13 protein-coding genes and 1 other RNA gene are annotated in these 23,455 nt (G+C 56.0%); 5 read left to right on the forward strand and 9 right to left on the reverse strand.

Features of this window, described 5'->3' with window-relative positions; all coding sequences use genetic code 11:
• Positions 1-23: 23 nt before the first annotated feature.
• Entirely contained in the window at positions 24-1,220 is a 1,197-nt protein-coding gene (locus HMJ29_RS10610; RefSeq protein ID WP_171591457.1) for a pyridoxal phosphate-dependent aminotransferase, read from the reverse strand.
• Positions 1,221-1,408: 188 nt separating this feature from the next.
• Here HMJ29_RS10610 and HMJ29_RS10615 point away from each other — a divergent pair, with 188 nt between their 5' ends.
• Positions 1,409-1,945 carry a DinB family protein gene (locus tag HMJ29_RS10615; RefSeq protein WP_171591458.1) on the forward strand — a complete coding sequence of 179 codons (537 nt, stop codon included), beginning with the start codon at positions 1,409-1,411 and terminating at the stop codon, positions 1,943-1,945.
• Positions 1,946-2,104: 159 nt separating this feature from the next.
• On the opposite strand, the gene HMJ29_RS10620 is transcribed toward HMJ29_RS10615, so the two are convergent.
• The 3 genes from HMJ29_RS10620 to HMJ29_RS10630 form a co-directional block, all read right to left on the reverse strand.
• Positions 2,105-6,406 (reverse strand): T9SS type A sorting domain-containing protein, encoded by a 4,302-nt coding sequence (locus HMJ29_RS10620; RefSeq protein WP_171591459.1) that lies wholly within the window; start codon positions 6,404-6,406, stop codon positions 2,105-2,107.
• A gap of 54 nt (positions 6,407-6,460) precedes the next feature.
• Positions 6,461-7,765 (reverse strand): DNA/RNA non-specific endonuclease, encoded by a 1,305-nt coding sequence (locus HMJ29_RS10625; RefSeq protein WP_244678666.1) that lies wholly within the window; start codon positions 7,763-7,765, stop codon positions 6,461-6,463.
• A gap of 584 nt (positions 7,766-8,349) precedes the next feature.
• Positions 8,350-8,649: a DUF3817 domain-containing protein gene (locus tag HMJ29_RS10630; RefSeq protein WP_171591460.1), complete on the reverse strand. Its 300-nt coding sequence runs from the start codon at positions 8,647-8,649 to the stop codon at positions 8,350-8,352.
• Between the two features lie 364 nt (positions 8,650-9,013).
• Here HMJ29_RS10630 and HMJ29_RS10635 point away from each other — a divergent pair, with 364 nt between their 5' ends.
• Complete coding sequence (locus HMJ29_RS10635) at positions 9,014-10,507, forward strand: serine hydrolase (protein WP_171591461.1); 1,494 nt, start codon at positions 9,014-9,016, stop codon at positions 10,505-10,507.
• Between the two features lie 13 nt (positions 10,508-10,520).
• Here the strand turns inward: HMJ29_RS10635 and HMJ29_RS10640 are convergent, their stop codons facing one another.
• From HMJ29_RS10640 to HMJ29_RS10660, 5 genes are all read right to left on the reverse strand, one after another.
• Positions 10,521-11,357: a hypothetical protein gene (locus tag HMJ29_RS10640; protein ID WP_171591462.1), complete on the reverse strand. Its 837-nt coding sequence runs from the start codon at positions 11,355-11,357 to the stop codon at positions 10,521-10,523.
• A 74-nt stretch (positions 11,358-11,431) separates the two neighbouring features.
• Positions 11,432-12,694, reverse strand: coding sequence for an NADP-dependent isocitrate dehydrogenase (gene icd / locus HMJ29_RS10645; RefSeq protein ID WP_171591463.1), 1,263 nt, complete (start codon positions 12,692-12,694; stop codon positions 11,432-11,434).
• Between the two features lie 112 nt (positions 12,695-12,806).
• Entirely contained in the window at positions 12,807-15,869 is a 3,063-nt protein-coding gene (locus tag HMJ29_RS10650) for a M16 family metallopeptidase (protein ID WP_171591464.1), read from the reverse strand.
• 229 nt (positions 15,870-16,098) lie between these two features.
• Positions 16,099-18,270 carry a DNA polymerase III subunit gamma/tau gene (gene dnaX, locus HMJ29_RS10655; protein WP_171591465.1) on the reverse strand — a complete coding sequence of 724 codons (2,172 nt, stop codon included), beginning with the start codon at positions 18,268-18,270 and terminating at the stop codon, positions 16,099-16,101.
• A 60-nt stretch (positions 18,271-18,330) separates the two neighbouring features.
• A complete protein-coding gene (locus tag HMJ29_RS10660; RefSeq protein ID WP_171591466.1) occupies positions 18,331-19,089 on the reverse strand; it encodes a helix-turn-helix transcriptional regulator in 759 nt (252 codons plus the stop codon).
• Positions 19,090-19,316: 227 nt separating this feature from the next.
• On the opposite strand from HMJ29_RS10660, the gene HMJ29_RS10665 reads away from it, so the two are divergent.
• The 3 genes from HMJ29_RS10665 to HMJ29_RS10675 all read left to right on the forward strand — a co-directional run bounded on the left by HMJ29_RS10665 (position 19,317) and on the right by HMJ29_RS10675 (position 23,372).
• A complete protein-coding gene (locus HMJ29_RS10665) occupies positions 19,317-21,491 on the forward strand; it encodes a prolyl oligopeptidase family serine peptidase (RefSeq protein ID WP_171591467.1) in 2,175 nt (724 codons plus the stop codon).
• A gap of 282 nt (positions 21,492-21,773) precedes the next feature.
• Positions 21,774-22,143, forward strand: a transfer-messenger RNA (tmRNA) gene (gene ssrA / locus HMJ29_RS10670).
• A 140-nt stretch (positions 22,144-22,283) separates the two neighbouring features.
• On the forward strand, positions 22,284-23,372 hold the full coding sequence (locus tag HMJ29_RS10675) for an acyltransferase family protein (RefSeq protein ID WP_171591468.1): 1,089 nt from the start codon (positions 22,284-22,286) through the stop codon (positions 23,370-23,372).
• Positions 23,373-23,455: the final 83 nt, after the last annotated feature.

Genomic DNA, 23,455 nt, shown 5'->3' on the forward strand with positions numbered 1-23,455 from the left:
TGTTCATTCGCAATTGCTCATTCCTAATGACTTCTGCCGGGGTACTCTCGTAAGGCCACCTCCAAGCAGTCCATGGCGCGGTTTATAACGTCTTGGTTTACCACGTAGGCCATGCGCATTTGCTGACGCCCCAGGCTAGGGGTGGCGTAAAAGCCGGAAGCCGGCGACACCATGAGCGTTTCGTTGCGGTACGAAAACTTCTCCAACAGCCATTTCGCAAACAGATCGGCATCGTCGATGGGCAGGTGGCAGAGCACGTAAAACGCACCGCGCGGCAGGGGGCACCGCACCCCCGGCATGGCGCGCAGGCGGCTTACCATGAGGTTGCGGCGAGCCAGATACTCGGCCTTGGTATGGTCGAAGTAGTCTTCGGGCAGGTCGGCGGCGGCTTCGGCCAGCAGCTGGCCCAGGCCGGGAGGGCACACCCGCAGCTGCGCCAACTTAAACACAATGTCGCGGAGGGTCTTGTTCTTGGTGACCAACGCCCCAATGCGGGCTCCGCAGGCACTATAGCGTTTGGAAATAGTGTCGAGGAGTACTACGTGGTCGTCGGCGCCTTGCAGGTGCAGGGCGCTGGTGAAGGTAGCATCGTAGCAGAACTCCCGGTAGGCCTCATCCGAGAGCAGGAACAGGTTGTGGCGCACGCACAGGTCCTTGATCTGCTCCAGCTCTTGGCGGCTATACACGTAGCCGGTGGGGTTATTGGGGCTGCAGATGAGAATGGCCTTGGTGCGGGGCGTAATCTTACGCTCAAACTCTTCCACGGGGGGCAGCGCAAAGTCGTTTTCCAGGTGTGAGGCCACGGCTACCACGTGCGTACCGGTAGAGATGGCGAAGGCGTTGTACGGCCCATAGAAGGGCTCTGGCACAATAAACTCGTCGCCGGGGTTGAGGCAGGCCAGTAGCGCGAAGGAGATAGACTCGCTGCCGCCCGTGGTCACGAGAATATCCTCTGCTGTCACATCCAGCCCCAGGTTCTGGTAGTAGGTGGCTAGCTTCTGGCGGTAGCTTACGGTGCCCGCCGTGGGGCCGTACTCCAGCACCCGGATATCAGCATTCTGCACCGCTGCCAGCATGGCCGGGGGCGTTTCGATATCGGGTTGCCCAATGTTGAGCGGATGCACAATGATGCCGCGCTGCCGGGCGGCATCGGCATACGGACTGAGTTTGCGGTAAGGGGAGGCGGGCAACGCCACGCCACGCTGCGAAGGTTGAAGCATGGCCTTAAAGTTAAGTTGAGCCGCGTGGAATCAGCTACGACACCCCGAAAACTTATGCAGCCCAAGCTGTCATCCTGAGCGAAACCAGGTAGCTGATGCCTGGCCCGGAAGCCAGCCCAGATTTCTCGCTTCGCCCGGAATGACAAGCGTAAACGTAACTCTAGGCCAGTACGGCGGGTTAACGCATCATGACTCCTGCTACTCTCCCCGAAGTTTGGCTGCGCGGCCCGCTGCCCCATATGCCGGCGCTGCTTCAGCCCCTAGCTCACGCCCTGCTCCAGGCCCGCGAGGAGGTAACTGCTGCCCTAGGCCAGTTCCCCGATGAGCTGCTGGCGGCACGCCCGGCCGGTGTGGCCTCCGTGGGCTTTCACCTGCGCCACCTGTCGGGAGTGCTGGACCGCATGCAAACCTACGCCCGCCACGAGCCACTCTCCGCAGAGCAGTTCCGTTACCTCGCGGCTGAAAAAGACGGCCCCGTTACCCCAAGCACTCCCGATACCACCACGGCGCTGGTACAACGCTTTCAGGAGGCCGTAGAGCAGATGCTGCACACCCTGCGCACAACCCCCGAGGTAGTGCTGCCGGAGTTTAGACCAGTGGGGCGGCAGGCACTGCCCAGCACCGTAATAGGGCTACTGACGCACGCTGCCGAGCACACGACCCGGCACGTAGGCCAGCTGCTGGTGACGGCGCGGGTGGCGCAGGCCGGGCGGCAAGGGGCCTAGGCCAGCCTTGGCTTGCGGGGAGGCTACCGGTGCCGACAACCGATGCCAGTTGGAGCGCTCTGTTCCTGAAATACGCAGCGTTTGCCGCTCAGCAATAACCAAAAAAGGACGCCGTTTCGGGCGTCCTCTTTTGGTTATGCAAGCCGTTAGAAGGGCTGATTACTTATTCAGCATCAGGCGTAAGGTCTGCACCTCCCCATTGAGCACCAGGCGACCGGTATAAAGGCCCGGTGCCAGTGAAGTGCCCTCAAGGGTAAACTCATACTCCTGGCCGCTCTGAGCTACGCCGCTGTAGAAGGTTTTCACCACTTGTCCCAGCGAGTTGTAGATCTGGAGCTGAGCAGCTCCCGTTTTAACCGTGCGGAAGTGCACCACCGTTTGCGCCGTGAAGGGGTTGGGGTAGGCCTCGAACAAGGGGGTCTGAGAAGTAGTCCCGCCAGCCAGCGCCGCGCTTTGCGCCGAGGTGCTGCTTACGCAGTCGCCCAGCAGGTCGCCGTGCTGTAAATGGTCGGCCACATCTGCCGCCGAAACGCATACCTCGCGACCTTTATGGCACACAGTTACTTTGTCGTTCTTATTGCCGCAGCGTACGTCAATTACCGTTAGTGTTATGCTCTTGCTGGCAGTGCACCCTGAGGCGCTGGTTACGGTAACCGTAAAGGTAAACGTGCCGGGCATGGCCGGGGTGAAGACGGGGTTAGCAACGGTGGTATTGCTCAGGCCAGCCGCCGGGCTCCAGCTGTAGGCCACTCCGCCCGTAGCCGAGAGGGTAGCACTCTTGGGGCCATAACCCAGATACAGGTTGGTAGCTACGCCACCCGTATACACCCCAGACCCCGGCACCACGGCAATGGCCGGCGCAGGAATTTCGCCCGTAACTGTAACGGTAGCCGTTTTGGTAGCCACGTTGCCATGAATGTCGGTTACGGTGAGCGTTACGGTATTCTCGCCAATGTTCTCGCAGCTAAACGCGGTGCGGTCCAGCGTGAGGGTAGCAATGCCGCAGGCATCAGTGCTGCCCTTATCTACCTGAGCCGCCGTAATGGTGGCGGCGCCTTTGCTCAGGGCTACCGTCAGGTTCTGCGTCAGTACGGCAGGAGCCTGCTTGTCTTCCACGGTTACCGTAAACGTCTTGGTCTCGGTGCTGCACTCGTTGGCAGCGGTGGCCGTAACTACGGTAGTACCCACCGGGAACAGGTAGGGCGAGGTAATAGCAGTAGTTGCGCCTTCTTGCTGGATGGTGTACGTGATGGCCGGCGCCGGAGCACCCGTAGCCGTAGCGGCAAAAGCCACCGAGGCACCGCACTGGTCGGCGGTGCTGTAAACGGTGGCAATAGCTGGCACCGTCAGTACCGGATCGAGACAAGTCAGGCCGGTACGAACCACCCGGTATGTAGTGCCCACCCGGATGCCATCTACCAGCAGCCCGGGGGTATTAGAACCCTGGCGCAAAGCCACCGAGCCGATGTTGTCGTTGGGGGCAGCAGGCGTGGTACCCGTTTCAGTGGCGCTGGCAGCTGCCTCAGTGGGCTCCTCATTCAGCGTAGCAGGGTTAATAAAGAGGGTGCTGGTGTTGCTGGCCTCATCAAAGCTGTACTTAAGCACTACCAGATAGGTGGTGCTTAGGTTATACGCCGCATCGGTGTACTTCACTTCGCCCGAGCCGCTGCTGACACCAAATTGCAGCTTACCACTCGCGGCCTCTTTGCGCACAAACAGGCGGCTGCGGAACGTGCTGCCAATAGGCTGCGGACCCAGGTGGAAGAAGTACTCGCCGGTAGTAGAAACGGAGGAGGCATTTACCAGAAGCGAAACATACACCGGGGTGCGCGCATACACTGGGCTAAAGGTCCGGTTTACGTCTTCGCCATTCGCCACCAACGCCGCCGATTTGCCACTGTTGGCGCTGTAGCCGCTATACGAGAGGTTAGTAGCCGACACCGCCACCGATTTGGTGCCCGTGCCACTGTGCGAGGTCCAGTTGTTAGCCGTTAGCAGTGTGCCTGCCGTGTACTCAAAGTTTTCCTCCAGAAGTAGTGCGATAGGAGCGGCTTTCGTGGTCTGCGTCAGGGTGCCGGGGGTAGTGGTCAGGTAGTTTTCAGCGTAGGGCGTGTTGTTGTCATTAAAGGCAAAAGCCGTGAAGTAATACGGGGTGTTGGGCCGGAGGTTGGTCACCGTTACGGTAGGCTCCATACCGTTATACACCACATAATTACCCTTGCTCAAGGTGCCACCCTTGCCAAAAGCGGCATCGGCCGTGTACGTCACGGCGTCGGTGGGTTCCGCATCAACGGGAGCCGCTATACGGGCTACCACCAGGTACTTGGTAGCGCTGGCGCCTCCAGTTAGGGTAAGCTGCACCGACGTGGCGGTTACCGCGCTGGCCGTGAGGGCGGCCGGGGCCGTGGGCTCGGTGGCCAGCGGCACGGCTACTGTAGTAACCGTCAGCTCGTCGCCGTAGGCGGTGCTGGTGCCGTTGGTAGCGTAGGCCCGCACATAGTAGGTGGTGCCGGGCAGTAAGTCGGTGATGGTGCTGCTGAACTCACCCGTGCCCGCGCCATCTACGGTGCGCGCCAGGCCCAGGGTAGGGTTAGGGGTTTTGCTCCACACCACACCACGCGCCGTTACGGCGCTGCCGCCATCATCGGCGATGGTGCCGCCCGCTGAGAAGCTGGTTGGGGCCAGGTCTGCTACGGGCTTGGTAGCCAGCGTGGCAGGGTAAACCGGGGCCACGCCCGTGCCACTCACGGCCACTTGCTGGCTGAGGTAGCCAGGGTTAACAACCGGAATGCTGGCTTGGGTAACCTGCGCAGCAGTAGGAGTAAACCGTACCTCAATGGTAGTATTCGGAACGAGGCCCTGTACCGGCGACAGCACAATGGCGCAGCACGCAAACGGATTGGTGCCCGTCCGGATTTCAAACCCAACCGGAGGCGTAATCGTGATGTTATCGGTGAGGTTGGTGCCACTAACAACAAAGCTCTTTGGTGGAGCACCAGCACCTACCGCAACATCACCAAAGGCCGGCAGCGAAGTCTGCGACACAGATAGTACGGGAGTAGGTGCGGGAGCCGACACAGTTACCGTAATCGGGCTACTTACCCCGGCTACATTACCGCATGCGGTAGAAGTAGTGGCCTGCGCCACCAAGTAATAGGTGCCAGCGCCGGCAAAGTCAGCGCCTTTCAGCTGATACATGGATGCCGTAGCACCGGCAATAGGGGTAAACGGACCCGTAGCACTAGTGCTATACTGCCAGGCAAAAGCCGAGCCCGTTGCTGCGCTGGCGTTAAGCGTAGCTCCGGTACCCGTGGTGGTGATGGTTTGCGGCGAAGAAGGCGAAATCGTAACCGGGTTGCTGGCTGAGGTAAGGTTAACCGTAAGGGCAGCGCTGCCAGCCGAGCCGGTGGTAGCAGGGGCATCATTCAGCACCCGCACCCGGTACTGAGTACCGCTGGCCGTACCCGCCGGAATAGAAGCCGAAATAGGGGAGGCAGAGCCGCTGCCAATAATGTTGGTAGCGTTAGCCGCAAACACACCGCTGGCGTCAGAAAGCTGCACTTTATAGGTACCCGTGAAGGTGCCCGTGCTGGTGTAGGCCACCTCAAAGGCTGGGCTACCCGCAGAAGCCGTTACGCAGAAAGAAGAAGCGGATACGCTGCCCGTAGTAATGGATGCCACCGGGGCCGGCGGCTGGCTGCCCGAAAGCGTAGGCGTGATGGTGAGGTTATCAAGCCCCAGGCCCTGAGAGAAGGTGCTGCCCGCTCCCACGTACGACCAGCGTAGGTACGTAACGTCGCCTGCCTTCACGCTTAACCCAGTTATAGTAAGGCTTTTGGATACTGAGGTAGCCGGGTTAACTACGGCCGTAACGTCGTCTCCGCGGAAGGGCTCGCTATTTACCTGCGTCCATGTTGAGCCATTGGGGCTGGTGTAAAACTGCCATTCAAAGGAGGTAGTGCCGCTACGATACTTCTCAATATCGTAGGCCACCGTCAGGTCAGTAATAGTAGCGCCCGTATTGTTCTGCAGGGCAAGCAGCAGGTGGCGGGGCGAGGTGAAGGAGCTGCTGGAAAGGAAACCCAGCGCCCGGTCGGTGGAACTGCCCGAAATGCCATCGGCGAAGTTATAGGCGCCACCCGCCGAGGTGCCGTTGAGCGCACCACTGCCTGTGGTGCCTCCTACCCGCGTGGTAACGGTAGTGTTGGCAGCGTTGCTATAGCTTACGCTGGCCCCGTTGGCCAGCACAAAGCCCGTGGGCACCTGGGTTCCGAGTGTAGTGCCCAGGCCGTTGAAATTCTCCGTAACCGGGGCGGCGCTGGTCAGCACCAGGGGAGCGGGGGCAGTAGTTTGGGCCGAAAGCGAAGGTATCAGGCCCATAGTGGCTAGGCCAGTCAGGAGCCCGGTAATCAGCTTTCTAGCTCGCCCGGAAAAAGAGGAATGATTAGAAGTATGCTTCATATACTGACAGCAGTGCCGCAAAAACCAATGGAGAAGTGAGACTGAATGCGAGGCTTAGTTGGTAGGGCCCGCATCAACTTTCGATTCAATAGCTGCCTGCACATCCACGGGCAGGCTCGAGAGCAGGTCGTAGCCGGTAGCAGCCTCAATGGCGTCTACGCTGGTGCGGTAAGTGCCCCAGTCGGTGTTGCGGATGCCGTTGGTGTTGGGCATATCAATGGCAATGACGCGCGTGGTAGTGGAAATGCGCGAGACATCATTGTCGCCCACGGGCAGAATAACTATTACCTTCCAGGTACGATTAGGCACCGTAATGCGGCCTCCGTCAATAGTTCTGGTTACGCCGCCGTTACTGCCGGTGCCGCCTATTCCGTAGCTGCCGCACACAATGTATACTTCATTGTCGGGCAGAAAAGTACGGGTGTAGTTCTCCAGGCTAGCCCAGGGGCCCTGGTTATTATCCGGGGCCTGGGGCATCATGTTGGTCATCAGGAACGTGGCCGAGTTGTTCTCCACCGTGGAAGTGCGGTCGGCGGAGGGGCAGTTGTGGCCCCGGTCGAAGCCTGAGCCCTGGTAGCTCGTGCCCAGCACCTGATACCAGCCGGCCGGCAGTGAGGTGTCGTTGCGGAAGTCGTTCTGCCGGTCGCTACTGTCACGGTCCGAGATATCAACGTGCCAGCTAACCCAGTTGGGCTTGCCCTCGTCGCGGTTGTAGCCTACCACGTACTGGGGCTTTTCCAGCAGGTAGTTGTTGGGGTAGTTGAGGTCGGTGGTGGCACCGCTGGGGTTGCCCAGGGCTAGGTTGATATTATTGGAAGTGGGCGGCGCAATACCGTAATCCGCTACCGAGAAATCATCCAGGTTGAGGCGGGCGAGGCCACCGGAAGTTTTCCGAATCTCAAACTTGACCTTACCCGAGATATTAACGGTGAAGGCAGCCGTTTGGAGCGTGGCGCTGGTGGTGAAAACCGTGTTGCCCACCTTCGTCCATTTATCGCAGTTGCAAGCCTCGGGCTGCGCCCACAGCTCCCAGCTGCTGCTGGCATCGGTGCCGTAAATGGCATGCTGCACGGTAACGGTAGAGGCCCCGTTAAGCACAAAGAAGTCCATGGTCAGGCGCCCGTTCTTCTGCAGGCGTACGGCTTGGGCCCCGTTTTTATGATCGGCCTCTGTGCTGCCCAAAGCGGCGTCATCCAGAATCCAGTTGCCGGTAGTTAGCGCTACCGTGCCGGTAGAATAAGCGGGCTTGCTGCCAGTGTCAAATGTTTCTTGAACATCGGCTGCGGCGAGCAGCGGGCATAAGGCCAGACATGGCAGAAGTAACCAACAGTGCAAAGCACGTCGTAAAAATTTCGGCATACACCAGCAAGAAAAAAACGTTAGAACAACTTCCGCGCTGACTATCAGGACTTACGGAAATGCAAAATTAAATCAATTATAGGATTTGAAGATTATAATATTGTTAATAATTATGGCTAATGGATAAATATTAATAAAATAGTACAATCATATATGCGGGCATAATGTCATTAGAATTATGCAAGTGATTATAGAAGTGGGTTTTAGCGCAACAGCTACTGCTTTACACAGCTCAGGATTGGCCTGCAGCTTAGGTAAAGCGCTTTTCTAGCAACAGGCCCAGCCCTAAGTCACTAGGTAGCCTGACGGACTTGGGCGCACCTGCGTCTCATTATCTTGCTTCCAGCGACCAGCCGCTTATACCAGTCCTGTACTTTCTCCTGCTATTGTCCTAGCCACACCGCTCCCTAACGCCTTTATTTACAAAGCAGGTTACAGGGCCATCTATTCAAAAAATTATACTGGCTACTCACTTCACCAACCGGCCCAAACTACTGCTTCTGCCAGGCTGTAAACAATATACACGAGTGGTAATACTGCAAGGCAACACATAAGTCGCGCTAGGCCACTCCGCTCCTCGCGTGCTACTCCTGAAAGAGCTTCTTCTCAGCCCAGAACGTGCCAAGCGGCACCACCGATACCACCAGCGCCAGCAGGGCCTTGCGCCACGACCAGCTACGCTCTATACTCACCTGAATTACCAGCAGCACATACAGCACAAACAGCACGCCGTGGGCCATGCCCACCAGCCGTACGGCCGCTGGTTCCCCAAACGCATATTTTAAGGGCATCGCAATGCCCAGCAACACCAAAAAGGACACACCTTCCAGAAAACCAACTACGCGTAAGCGTCCCAGCGGAGTACGGAACAAATAAGCAAGCATAAACCCGTCTGCAGCAGATGAAGCCGCAAGATACGGCGGCCAGCGTTGTTGGCGAGGAGACATAGATGAGGCAGACCGCTCCTTCATGAGCAAGGCCACCAGGTGCCTGCCCCAGAGCTGCACCAGCGAAACGCTAGGCCACCTAAGCGCTCCTCCTCAAACGGCCTGAAGATTTACTAAAGAGGCCTGGGCCTACAGGCGGCAACAGTAAAATGTGGTTTACTAGATGGGTCTTAGCTCAGGCAGAGACTACCAAATTTGCCAGGCTACTCGCTGAGAAAAATAACTATATAGGCAACCCTATATGCCATGCGGGCATCTTGCCCACAAAAGCACTGAGCAGGATGCTCGCTCGCCCGATTCTATGAAACAATACACACGCACTACTTGGCTCAGCCGGGTGACAACAGTTCTGCTGCTGCTACTAAGTGGGTACGGACAAGCCCAAGCGCAAACCCCCGCCGATACGCTCGATGCTTTCCTGGAGGCGCGCATGCGGCAGCAGCGGATACCTGGCCTACAACTGGCTGTTGTGCAGAAAGGCAGAGTCCTGAAGCTAGGCCAGTATGGCCTGGCCAATCTTCAGGACTCGCTGCCCGTGACCCAACAAACCCGCTTCACCATCAACTCCATCACCAAGGCCTTCGTGGGCGTGGCCGTAATGCAGTTGGTAGAAGCCGGGATGCTTGACCTGGCAGCTCCCACCTCGCGCTACCTGAGTGGACTACCCGCAGCGTGGCAACCCGTAACCGTCCGGCAGCTGCTTACCCATACCTCCGGCCTACCCGATATTATGTCTGATGACGATATGGTGACGGAAGCAACTGCCAGCGCCGCCTGGGCGGCTGTCCAGGCTAAGCCCATGGACTTTCAGCCGGGCGAAAAGTTCGCCTACAACCAAACCAATTACGTTCTGCTGGGCAAAATCATTGATAAGCTCAGTGGGCAGCCCTTTGCGCAGTTTATTCAGGAGCGCCAGCTCAACGTGGTTGGGATGCCGCGCACCATGTTTGGCGATGCGCACGATGTGGTGCCCCACGCCGCCCGGGGCTATACTTTCTTCCACATGGTAGATGGGAAGATGGGCCGCTCCAAAGAGCTGCGGAATGTGTTTGAGACGTTTCCGCCTTTTCTGCGCACCGCCGCTGGTCTAAACTCTACCGCTGAGGAACTGGCCCGCTGGGTAATTGCCCTGCAACAGGGGAAAATGCTGAAAGCCGCTAGTTTGCCCATTCTCTGGACGCCAGGCGTTCTGAACAATGGTACCCACCGGGGCTTTAGCGGCTACCTGAACGGCTATGCGCTGGGGTGGCCTACCATCTCCCGCCCCGAGCACCCGGCCGTGGCGCCGGTAGGAGGGGGCCGCAACGCTCTGTTTGTGTACCCCCAGGATGAGTTGGCCATCATCGTCCTGACGAACCTGCAGGGTGCCAACCCCGACAACTTCATAGATGAAATTGCTGCCCACTACCTCCTCGACATGCGCGCCACTGCCGGCTTCGGCCTGCCGCCCACCATCCTGGCCCTGCACCAAGAGCTGCGCAAGCGCGGCTTCGCGCAAGCTACCGCCTTGGTGAAGCAGGAAAAGAAAAAGAACCCCAAGTATCAACTTCCCGAGGACGAGGTAAACGCCTGGGGTTACCGCCTCCTGAGCCAAGGCAAGCCCCAAGACGCGCTGGAAGTGTTCAAGCTCAACGTAGGCCTCTACCCCCAAAGTGCTAACACCTACGACAGCCTCGCCGAAACTTATGCTGAACTTGGCAACAAAGAGCTAGCCACCAAAAACTACCAACGCTCCTTAGCCCTCAACCCCAAAAACACCAGCGCCGCAGAGTATCTGAAGAAGTTAGGGCAGTAGATGATGGGGTAAATTAAGAGAGATAAGAGTTGACTCTGATACTAGATTCAGGTATAGGATGGTTTATGATTTTTAGTAAGGTTTTAATTCCATTAAGGGTATCAATATCATCTGACAAGTTGTTTATCAAATTGATGAAACAATAGTGAAGCTTGTTACTACTATCAAATGATACTTCTTTATGCTTCCTGTTATTTTTATAAGCTTTAATTGTGAATATCTTCTTTGCTTCATCAAAAGAAATATGAACTCTATTACTATATGTTTTTCCGGTATAATAATCAATGCTTCTTAGGCTAATGTCTTTCTCATTTCCAGTTAATTGATGAAAATCAGAGCTGCTTATAATTAGTCCTCTTTCAATGTAGCTAATTTTATGCTCCATAGATAGTACGAAAAGCTCAGCAAGTTCAATGGCGTCTTGTACTTCTCTTTCAGAAGGTATTTCGTAATAATGCTCTAACTTATTCCTTAAATTTCTAATATTTGATAGTAGTCCGCTGGGCGTAAAACTCATTGACTGTATAAGCCTTAACTTTAGCGGTAAATCTTTATTACTAAAATTAAAATGGTTGCAGTAGTCATGAGCAGCGCTTGGTATAGTATCGAAACTTATACCAAAATGATTAAATGCCGTATCAATTTGACAGTCTATGGCTCTCTTAGCATTGGATATTGCGTTAATCAATGCTCTGTTATCTCTGCATAGGAAATCTTCTTTTGCATATCTAGTAAACTCCTTAGGCCTAATGTGCAAATAGTTGGCTGTTCCGCCAGGGTCATTGCAAATAACCACTGTTTTAGAGAAGTCTATTTTACAGTCTTTGCAAATTGCCAGTAAATCAACCATGACAATATTTTAAATAAAAAGGGCCAGTTCAACAACTGGCCCTTTTTTAGAGAATTAAAGCTATTGCCAAGTTACTACATGCGCTCGATAATCTCGTCGCCGAACTCTGAGCACTTCAGCAGGGTAGCACCTTCCATCAGACGCTCGAAGTCGTAGGTCACGCGCTTCGAGGCGATGGCGGCCTCTAGGCCTTTGTAGATCAGGTCGGCGGCTTCCTGCCAGCCCATGTGCTCGAACATCATGGCACCGGAGAGGATAACCGAGCCGGGGTTCACCTTATCGAGGTTAGCGTACTTAGGCGCGGTGCCGTGCGTAGCTTCGAAGATGGCGTGGCCGGTTACGTAGTTGATGTTAGCACCGGGCGCAATACCGATACCACCCACGATGGCGGCCAGTGCGTCGGAGATGTAGTCACCGTTCAGGTTCAGGGTGGCTACTACCGAGTATTCAGCGGGGCGGAGCAGAATCTGCTGCAGGAAGGCGTCGGCAATGCTGTCCTTGATGAGGATCTTGCCGCTTTCCAGGGCTGCTTTCTGCTGCGCATCGGCTACTTCCTGGCCTTGCTTAGCAGCGGTTTTGTCGTACTGGCTCCAGGTGTATACTTTGTCGCCGAACTCACGCTCCGCTAACTCGTAACCCCAGGTTTTGAAGGCACCCTCGGTGAACTTCATAATGTTGCCCTTGTGCACGATGGTCACCGAAGGCTTGTTGTGCGAAATGGCGTACTCAATAGCTGCGCGCACCAACCGCTCGGTGCCTTCCTTCGAAACGGGCTTAATGCCGAACGAAGACGACTCGGGGAAGCGGATTTTCTTCACGCCCATCTCGTCCTGCAGGAATTCCAGCATTTTCTGGGCCTGCGGCGTACCGTTCATGTACTCAATGCCGGCGTAGATGTCCTCAGTGTTCTCACGGAAGATCACCATGTCGGTCAGCTCGGGGCGCTTCACGGGCGAAGGCACGCCTTCAAACCACCGTACGGGGCGCAGGCAAGCGTACAAGTCCAGCTCCTGGCGCAGAGCCACGTTCAGTGAGCGGATACCACCACCTACGGGCGTAGTCAGGGGGCCTTTGATGCCCACCAAGTATTCACGGAAAGCGTCGAGGGTTTCGTTGGGCAACCAGTTACCTGTCTGCTTAAAGGCTTTCTCCCCAGCCAGTACCTCTTTCCAAATCAACTGGCGCGAGCCGCCATATGCTTTCTCTACTGCTGCGTCAAATACTCGTACGGAAGCTGCCCAAATGTCCGGACCCGTGCCGTCGCCCTCAATGAAGGGGATGATGGGTTGGTCAGGAACGTTCAGCTTGCCGTTTTTGATGGTGATTTTCTCTGCCATTGGAAAAAGTTGTCAGGTGTAAATTGACAGTTATTTAGGAGTTGTGGGTTTTGATTGAATGTAGAAACCCTAGGCCACCTTCAGCTAACCAGGAGGTGGCCTAGGAGTGTAATTAGTAGCCGAAAATCTCTTTCAGCGTGAGTTGTTCAACTTGGCCATACTTGGCCAGTTCCTTGAAATTGAGACGGTCTTTAGAGCCAATAACCAAGATGGTCTGGTTCTGGCCCTTCACTTTCGCCTGCTGAAACTTCTGCAGATCGGAGAAGCTCATGTTCTGGGTCTTCTCATACACGTCGCGGCGCACGTCGTAATCGAGGCCCAAGCGCTTGGCCCGCTCGTAGTTGAATAGCACATCCGACTTGGTGATGCGCTCCGTGGCAATGCTGTTGCGGATGGCATTCTTGGCAATCTGCAGGTTGGCCTCAGCCACGGGCATATCGTTCAACAGGGCTTCCATGCCGGCCATGGCCTCGGGCAGCTTGTCGCTCTGGGTGCCAATGTAGCTGAGGTTGTAGCTGCTGCGGCCCAGCTTGTCGGCATTGGCGTAGCGCGAAGATGCGGAGTAGGCCAGGGCCTTCGACTCGCGCAGCTCCTGGAACACAATGCTGCCCATGCTGCCCCCGAAGTACTCGTTGTACAGGCTCACCGTCGGTACAATGTTCTTATCGTAGATATCACCCTTGGTCAGGAACAGGATTTCCGCCTGTACCATGTTGTAATCCACCCAATAAACCTTGCGCGAGTTCATGGGTTGCTCCGCGAAGTCCTTGTTAGCCGGAACTGGCTTGAGCGTGGCGGGAGTTTTATGTAGTTGATCAAGAACAGAAACTAAGCCCCGTTTCGGGCCACTAGACGTAATTGGCTGCTTAACTACGTTAGTTTCTTTACCCGTCATAGGGTCTTTTTCCTTGACAGGAAGCTCATTTGCCTCAACAACCCAACGTGGTCCGTAGTACAGCACGCGGTGCTGGTAGGTCGGAATCTGCTTGATGAGCGAAGTCAGTTGCTCGGGCTTCAGGGCCTTTAGCTCTTTCTCGCTAAGGCGGCTAGTGAAGGGGTTCTTCGAGCCATACTTCGCGTAGTTCAGCATGGCCTGATTCAGAATCACGCCCTTGTTCAGCTTCGCATCCTGGCGCGACTTCAATTCACCGGCCACCATGTTCTGTAGGGCGGCAGCGTCGGGCTTGGGTGCGTTCAGCAGGCTCTCGAATAACTGCAAAGCCGGCTCAAAGTTGCTGTCTAGGCCACTCAGGCTCACGAAAATTCGGTCCTGCCCGCTGCTCACAGCAAACGAGCAACCCAACTTGTAGAACTCTTGCTGCAGCTGCTCGGCGCTGTACTTGCCGGTACCCAGGTACTGCAGGTAGTCGGCGGCCAGGCCCAGGCGCGGGTCGTTGTTCGTGCCCATATCGAGCACGTAATACAGGTTGAACAGGTTATTCTCGGCATTGCGGGTGTAGAACACCGGCACGCCCGAGGCCAATTTGGTTTCCTGAATATCCTTCTTGTAATCAAGGAACACGGGCTGCAGCTCCGGCGAGGTCATGCTGGTAACCTGCTTGTAGAAGTCGGAGGCCACCTCGCGGTTCACGGGTACCGGCGTAATGGCCGGCTTCACCACTTTCACCTTGTTGGGGTCTTGGCCGGTGCGCTTGTACACGGCCACGTAGCTAGGGCCGTAGTATTGGTTGGCTACGCGTACCACTTCCTCTTTCGTGATGGTCGCGAAATCGTCGAACTGTTTCAGGTAGTCTTTCCAATCTTCGCGGGCCACGAAGGCCTCTACGAACGCGCCGGCGCGGGCCTCATTGCTCTCGTAGCTCTTGGTGCGCTGCAGCTGTTCGTTGTTGATGATGGCCGGAATCAGCCACTCCGGGAAGTCGCCCTTCTTCACCTTCTCCAACTGGCCTAGCAGCAGGTCGCGTACTTGCTCCAGCTTTTGACCCTGGCGCGGCGTGGCGTACAAAATATGCGAGGAGTAGTCGTTGTTGATGTCGGTGAAGGAAGCGGCACTTAGCACCACCTGCTTCTGATTTAGGTTCAGGTCGATGAGGCCGGCCTGGCCGTTGGTCAGGATCTTGTCCAGCATGCGCAATACCAGCGCGTCGCGGGTTGCCACGCCGGGAAAGCGGTAGCCCAGCATCACGTTCTCCGCATCGGGACCAATTACTTCCTTTACAATGGGCGCGGTGATGGGCGCTTCCTTGGCGGGTGTGTAGGCCGGTACCGGCTTGCTTTGCAGCTTGCCAAAGTACTGGTCAATGATGCGGATGGTCTGGTCGTAATCCAGGTCGCCGGAGAGGCACAGTGCTACGTTGTTGGGCACGTAATACTGCCCGAAGTACTTCTTGATTTCCGTGATGGACGGGTTCTGCAGGTGCTCAATCGTCCCGATGGTGGTCTGCGTACCGTACTCGTGCTTTTGGTAGAGGTTACGGTTGAGCATCTCCAGCTCCTTGCGGAAGTCGCTGTCGAGGCCCCGGTTTTTCTCTTCGTACACGGCCTCCAGCTCCGTATGGAACAGGCGCGGCACCATCTCGCCCAGCCGCTCGCTCTGAATCGCGGCCCACTTTTCAATTTGGTTGCTCGGAATGTCCTCCTGATACACCGTCTGCTCCACCGAGGTGTAGGCATTGGAGCCTTTAGCGCCAATGGCCCCCATCACCTTGTCGTACTCATTGGCCACCGCGTACTTGGCCGCCACACTCGACACGGAGTCAATCTGGTGGTACAGCTTTTTGCGATTGGCTGGGTCCGTTTGGGCGCGGTACTGCTCGTAAAGCGCTTCAATCTTGTCGAGCTCTACTTTCTCCGCAGCCCAGTTCTGGGTGCCCAGGCGAGAGGTACCTTTGAACACCATGTGCTCCAGGTAGTGCGCCAGACCAGTGGCGTTGTGTGGGTCGTTCTTCGAGCCCGCGCGCACCGCCATATAGGTCTGAATGCGAGGGGCATCGTCGTAGTCAGAGAGGTAAACGGTCAGGCCGTTATCCAGGGTGTAAATGCGCGCTTTCAGCGGGTCGCCTTCTACGGTCTGGTACGTATATTCCTTTGGCGCAGTGGCCGCTGGGCTGGCCGGAACCGAGGAAGTGGTAGTAACTGCGGGCTTGCTGGTCTGGCACTGGGTAAGGCTAAGCGCCGCGATGGCTGGGAGGAAAAGAAGGAAGGATTTTTTCACAATCTACGCGGACACAACAAGCAGGGCCAAGGAATAAAGGAATCAAAGATAGGCGGCCCATCCTGGAATAAAAAGCGCGGCCGGGCGCCTTAGCCCTCTAAGTGCGAAATTTTGCGTATGAGAATAGGGCTTAGTAAGGTTACTCTGACTCCCAGCAAAAAGGACTGCTTCTGTGCGGAAGCAGTCCTTTACATATAGAGCAGGGCAGAAAGCTCAAGCTAAAACTGGCCTAAAAATCGGCATCCAGTCCCAAGCGCTGCTTCATCTCAGAGAGCATGGGATATTTCTCCATCAGGTATTCCAGCTTATCGGTGGAAGTGTAGAGCTTACGGCCGGTATCTACCTGCTCGCTTATTTCTACCTGCACGTTGAGACGCGGGTAACCGGTGCGGCGGCGCAGCTCACCTAGGAAGCCCGCCCGAAACTCATTGAACTGGTCTTCCTGCACAGGATTGTCCACACGAAGCAGGATAACATGCTGCTCATTGGCGCGCACCGGGCGGTTGAGCACGCTGTATTCACTCATGCTGTTTTGCTTGCGTTCCTCCAGTAGCTCAGCCCACACCCGTTGTAACACCTCATCATTGATAGGGGCCAGGCCAGTTGTGGGGCCAGTTGGCTCGGTGTCAACCAAGGCAGCCTTGCCGGCGGCCTGCTGCTCCATCTGAGCTTTTAGGGCGTTGAGACTGCCGAGGCCCGGGATTTTGCTGCCTAGGCCTATGGGCTTTCCCGTGGGCAGGCCGGGGCGGGGCGGCGGCAGGGGCGCGGCCGTAACCGGGGTCTGGCCGGGCTCATGACCAGCTACGCTGGGCTGCCCAATTTCTACGTGGGGCACCGTATCGCGCAGTTTTTGGGTAGTGGGAGGGGCAGTAGCCGCTTCGTTCTCAATACTGGGCGTGCTATGCAGTTCTTCCACGCCGCTTTCCACGGGCACAATGGGCTCGGGGTCGGCGGGAGCGTGGGCGAGTGGCCTGGCGGGTTCAGGCGTTGGGCTGGCAGGTGTGGCCGGGCTGGCCGTTCCGCTGCCGTTCGCAGAGGCATAGGGCGCGGCCATTTCGGCGGTGCCATTAGTGCTCAGCAAGCCGTCCGGGGCGGGAGCGGCCGCCGGCGCTACGCTACTTTTTTTTTTCGCCTCGCCGTTGCTGGCTGAGGCGGGTTGGGCGTTGGCCGAGGGGCCGGCACCCATGTCGCGGGCGAATTGCACGGCGCCGTTCAGGTAGGCCAGTTTCATCAGCATCAGCTCCACGTGGAGGCGCTGGTTTTTGGCCTGCTTAAACTCCCGGTCGCACTGGCTTACCAGATTCAGGGCCGACAGCAGGAAGGCCAGCGGCGCGGCCTGGGCCTGCTGCACATAGCGCGCCCGAATGTTATCGGACACCTCCAGCAGCTGCACCGTCACGGGGTCTTTGCACACCAGCAGGCCACGCAAATGCTCGGCAGCACCCACCACAAAATTATGCAGGTCGAAGCCATTCTGCACTACCTCTTCCAGCAGCAGTAGAGTCTGCGACAGGTTCTCCGTCAGCAGCGCGTCAACCAGCCGGAAGTAGTACTCATAATCCAGAATATGCAGGTTCTGGACTACGTCCTTATAGCGCAAATCATGCCCCGAGAAGGTCACCATCTGGTCGAACATGCTCAGGGCGTCGCGTAGGCCACCGTCGGCCTTTTGGGCCAGCAGGTGCAGGGCGTCGTCCTCAGCTTTTATGTGTTCCTGGGTAGCCACGTAGCGCAGGTGCCCCCGAATGTCATCTACCCGAATCCGGTTGAAGTCGAAGATCTGGCAGCGCGAGAGGATGGTGGGGATAATCTTGTGCCGCTCAGTGGTGGCCAGAATGAAGATGGCGTAGCTTGGCGGCTCTTCCAGCGTTTTGAGGAAGGCGTTGAAGGCCGCATTCGAGAGCATGTGCACCTCATCAATGATGTACACCTTGAAGCGGCCCTGCTGCGGAGCGTAGCGCACCTGCTCCACCAAACTGCGGATGTCCTCCACGGAGTTGTTGGAAGCCGCATCCAGCTCGTGCACGTTGAACGAGGCGTTTTCCTGGAAGGCCCGGCAGGAGCTGCATTTGCCGCAAGCCTCCAGCTCGAAGGGCGTATTATCCGGGTCTGGGGCCTGTTGCAGCACCTCCGGTACAATATCAGGCTGCACCTGCAGCAGCTCTGAAACCGGCCGACCTTTCCGCACATGCTCCTCTACAAACTCGCAGTTGATGGTCTTGGCCAGAATACGCGCACAGGTGGTTTTGCCCACCCCGCGCGGACCACAAAACAGAAATGCCTGCGCCAGATGCTGGCTAGCAATAGCGTTCTGCAACGTGGTGGTAACGTGCTGCTGCCCAACTACGCTGCGAAACGTAGCGGGACGGTATTTCCGGGCCGAAACAACGAAATTCTCCATAAGTCGTGGCTACAAAGATACCCCGAAAAGCCGGGGTTTGGAAGCCAGACCCGCGGCTTCTTATCCGGCCATGCCCAATACTCGGCACAGGGCGGCCGTGCGGTTATCCACCTCCAGCTTGGCGTAAATGTTCTGCAAATGGTTCTGCACCGTCCGGGGGCTAATGCCGCACACCCGGCTGATTTCCTTGTCGGGCAGGCCGCGCATCAAGTGGCCTAGAATTACTGATTCACGCGGAGTAAGCTCCGGCGTAGCAGGTGGGGCTACTGGGGGCACTTGCTGTCGTAGTGCGTGCAGCGTTTGGCTTAGGCGTACGGCTGCCTGAAAGTGGGGTACCAAGAGCTGTAATAAAGTCTTATCAGTGGCTGTGAAGTCGCGGTGAGAACGAGTCACGGCGCAGATAATCTTGCCGTAGTGCATCACCGGTAGGCCCACCACTAACTGATGCGTAATAGCCAGTGGCCGATAAAATTCTTTGTGCAGGGCAGTGCTTGTAGAACTGCTCAGCGGCGCCACAGTAGTGCTGCGCAGGGGCTGGGCATAGTTCTGCCCCATAATGGTTGGAAATAAGGGGTGGTTCGGTAAGTGCGCCGCTAGGCTAGGTGATGGCAGCGCCAGAAACCTGGCTTCTGGGAAAGCTCCCAGGTGGCCTATGAGCCCGTCGGGATTATCTCCATTAAAGCGGGCCGTTTCTGCCCGGGTGGCCCGCGCCGCCGCTTCGGAAAGCCGGCCGAACAATGTTGTTGGCTCAAGCTCAGTATAGACGAGAGCAATAGCCTGATTGAGACGCAGAAAATCAGTGGTGCGGAGACGAAACATGGCAAAGCGGATGAGGCAGCCAGAGACAATCCAGAAACAATAGGGTATAGGTAATATTACTCATTTTCTGGAAGATAGCAGCGCGTAGCTTTGGTTGCAGCCGAGTCAAATCAGGAAACCAGCACTCAGCCAATGCTGCCTACTCAGAGCAGGGTGTTCGGCCCTGAGCCAGTGGCCTGTGAGCAGTGCTCTGCTTTTATCCATCCACATCCAGCTCTTTTACTCTTATGCTTAAGTCTTTATACTTCCTACTGGTGCTGAGCCTGGTAACAATAGCTGCGTTAGCCCAGCCCGCGGCCCCTTCAGTATCTGCCACCGACACGTACTTTGGCGTGAAAGTGACGGACCCGTATCGTAATCTGGAGAACCTCACTGACCCAGCCGTGCAAACCTGGATGAAGGCACAGGCCGTGTATGCTCGCCAGACCCTGGACGCCATTCCGGGGCGGCAGGGTCTCATCGACAAAATGAAGGAGTTTGATAGCCGTAAAGCTTCTGTGGTAGGCCGCCAAGTGTCTATTGCTGATAACGACCGGTATTTCTACCTGAAAACCCGCCCCGAAGACCAACAGCCCAAGCTCTACTACCGCGACGGCTACAAGGGAGCCGAGAAGCTGCTGTTTGATCCGGAGAATTTTCAGCCGGGCAAGGTGTACACCATCAATACTTTCTCGGCGGCCCATGATGGCAGCAAGGTAGCGTTTGCCTTGAGTGAAAAGGGCAGTGAAATAGGAGAGGTGCGCATTCTGGAGGTAAATACCCAGAAGCTCTACCCCGAGGTGGTAGCCCGACCCTGGGGCAGCGGTGAGTGGCTCCCTGATAACCAGAGCTTCACCTACACGCCTCTTAACAGTGCCGATGTAAAAGACCCCGCTGCCCGCCTCAATACGCAGGCCTTTCTGCACCGCGTGGGTACTCCTCAAAGCCAGGATCAGCCCATCTTCTCGGCCAAGCTTTACCCCAAACTGGGCATTAAGCCCGCTGAGTATGCCTATGCTGGCGTCGACCGCGACACCAAACTGGCCTACGGCTTCCTGGGCAGCGTCGACCGGTACGTGCATGGCTACTACGCACCGGCCTCAGCTCTCACCAAGCCCAATATTCCGTGGCAGCCACTCTTCAAGCCTGAGCAAGAGGTTACCAACTTCGTGACGGACGGGCAGTACATGTACTTTACTACCTCCAAAAACACCCCGCGCGAAAAGATCATGCGCATGCCGGTAGCCAAACCCGACGTAGCTACCGCCGAGTTGCTGGTACCTGAAAGCCCCGATGAGGCCATTAACGCCGATGAGCTAAAGGCCAATAAAGACGGATTGTACTTTGTGCGCACCCGTAATGGGGTAGAAGCCAAGCTGTATTTTGTGGCGAAAGGCAGCAAAACGGTGCAGGAAATCAAGCTACCGCAACCTGTGGGCACGCTCAGCTTGCAGGTTAAGAATGCCCAATCACCAGATTTATGGATTAGCGCCGTAGGCTGGACCACCGACCGCACGCGCTACCGCTACTCAGCCGCTACCAAGCAATTTACAGCCGAGCCGTTATCGTCGGAGGCGCAATACCCGGAATTTGCCGACCTTACCGTGGAAGAGCTTATGGTACCCTCGCACGATGGGGTGATGGTGCCATTGTCGTTGGTGTATAAGAAAGGAACGCCGCGCAACGGCTCGGCGCCCGCGCTCATGATAGGCTATGGGGCATACTCCGTCTCCACCAGTCCATTCTTCTACCCACCTTACCTGCTCTGGACCCAGCAAGGGGGTGTGCTTGCTGTGGCTCATGTGCGCGGCGGCGGCGAGCTAGGAGAAGCTTGGCACAAAGCCGGTCAGAAAACTACCAAACCCAACACCTGGAAAGACCTCATTGCCTGCGCCGATTATCTGGTGCAGAAACAGTACACTGGCCTAGGCAAAATTGCCATTAACGGTGGTAGCGCCGGCGGCATCCTCATCGGCCGCGCCATGACGGAGCGCCCCGATTTGTTTGCCGTAGCCATGCCCGAAGTAGGCTGCCTGAATGCTGTACGGATGGAAAATTCTCCTAACGGCCCAGTAAACGCCCCCGAGTTTGGCACCGTGCAGAAGGAAGACGAGTGCAAGGGGTTACTTGAAATGGATGCCTACCAGCATTTAGTGGCTGGCACCAAGTACCCTGCCACGCTCGTAACGGCCGGTATGAACGACCCGCGGGTAATTGCCTGGCAACCCGCCAAGTTTGCCGCCCGCCTGCAAGCCAGCACCACCTCAGGCAAGCCTGTGCTGTTCTTCACCGACTACGAAGCCGGCCACGGCATCGGCGACTCCAAGCAAAAGCAGTTTGAAACTATGGCCGATCTGCTGGCTTTTGGCCTCTGGCAAACCGGGCAACCTGGCTTTCAGCCTAAAAGTGCGGCTATGAAGTAACCGATGATCAACTACAGCTCGTTATGGCAAGCTTATCAGGCGTCTTGCGTACTGAGGTTGCTATGCTAGCTAAGCGTCAGTGCGCGAGATTTCTAGATTTCGCTCAGAGTGCCATTCCAGTTGCTTGCAGTACACCCCCGTTTCTAGGCCACTTCAGGGTGGTTATTATCCGTTAACGAGGGTGGCCTAGCGGGAACATTTTTGGGCCTAAGCAACGTTTTCTCCCTGATGTGCGTACATTCGCACCCCGCCATTTGTGGCGGGTCTCGTTCTTTCTAAATTGGGGCTGACCGGAATTGACAGCTTGTGCAGGTCGCGAGTAAGCGTGTCGGGAGTTGGATAAATCTCCCGCTAAAAATTCATCCAAACAACAACCGGCGAGTATAGCTACGCCATGGCTGCCTAGTCTAGGTACTAAGCACTGTCATCGTCCCGCACCCGTCTTCCTTCTCACGGGTGAGTTCGGGGCGTCGTAAGTAGTAGGATAGTCCTGGGGGCGCTGCGACCCTTCGGCGAAACTAAAGCAGATAAGGACAAACCAAGGGCCTGATGTGCGCCTGGAATGTCTCGAAAATTCAAGCATAGATACACACGTAGAAAGCTCGACGGCTTCCTTGTCTGGACCAGGGTTCGAATCCCTGCAGCTCCACTGAAAACCCGCTCCGCATTATGCAGAGCGGGTTTTTGTTTTAGGATACAGCCCCTGATTTACTTTGTGATTGCGCTAGATGAAGAAAGTGTTAGACCCATATAGTCGCGCTACCTTTGCATTTGCTGAATTAATTGCATTGAATGGAATACAAGCCCTCTGCTCTGCCCGTCCGGTTTTACGAGATTGACTTACTGCGCTTCGTTGCGGCATTTGCTGTCATGTTTTACCATTATGCTTACCGGGGGTGGGCATTGGGTCCCTTGAGCCCTGTCCAGTATCCCGAATTACCGCTGGCCAAGTACGGCTACTTAGGAGTAGAATTATTTTTCTTAATCAGTGGATACGTCGTGCTTATGTCGGCGTACGACAAAAGCGTACGTGACTTTTTCGTTTCCCGGGTAGCAAGGTTATATCCCGCGTACTGGGTGGCCTGCACTATTACCTTCTTAGTAACAATAATCTGGGGACCCAAGATGGGCAGTGTGCACTGGCAGCCCGAATACGCTGCTACTGTCAAAATCTACCTCTACAACATGACCATGTTGCAGGAATTTTTTGGGCAGCAAGTACTAGACACAGCTTACTGGACTCTTCGTGTAGAAATAGGGTTTTATTTCCTGATTGCGGTGTTCATTGGGTTCCGCTTAATGAAGCACCTTGACGTGGTATTAATGCTGTGGCTAGGCTACACGGCATTGGTGGGGCCGTTACCAGCTAATAGCTATTTCGCTCACTTGCTGTTTCCAGAGTTTAGCCCATTCTTCGCCGCTGGTATGATACTATATATGTTGCAGCACCGTTTGCAAGCCACCTGGAAATTATACTCGTTACTAGGCCTGTCTTTTCTACTGGCCTTACGTAGTGGCCGGGCTGAAGCGGAAATATATGAAATGCTGTTTAAGCAGCCTTTTTCGCAGCCGATTATAGCAGGCATTATCTCGCTTCTTTTCCTTGTTATGTATTTGGTCAGTCATCGGAAAATAGCCCTTCAGCAGCGTTGGTTAGCTTCGTTGGGGGCATTGACGTACCCATTATATCTACTACATGGCAATATTGGCTGGATCATTTCTCAGCAACTTTATGTCAAAGTAAACCGATGGGCACTCCTCATAGGCTTAGTAATAGGAATGCTATTAGCTGCTTATTTGCTCCATACTTTCGTGGAAAAGCGCTATAGCAAATTAGTAGTAGCACAAACAAGAAAGATTCTATCGTTTTTTGAGCGTTAACTGCGTTAGAATAGCAGTGCCAGTGCATCAATGTATTAAGCTTTAGGTAAAACTGTGAACCATGCTGACAAAGCGCCCGGCTG

Source organism: Hymenobacter taeanensis (genome assembly GCF_013137895.1).
In the GTDB taxonomy this organism is placed as follows: Bacteria; Bacteroidota; Bacteroidia; order Cytophagales; family Hymenobacteraceae; genus Hymenobacter; species Hymenobacter taeanensis.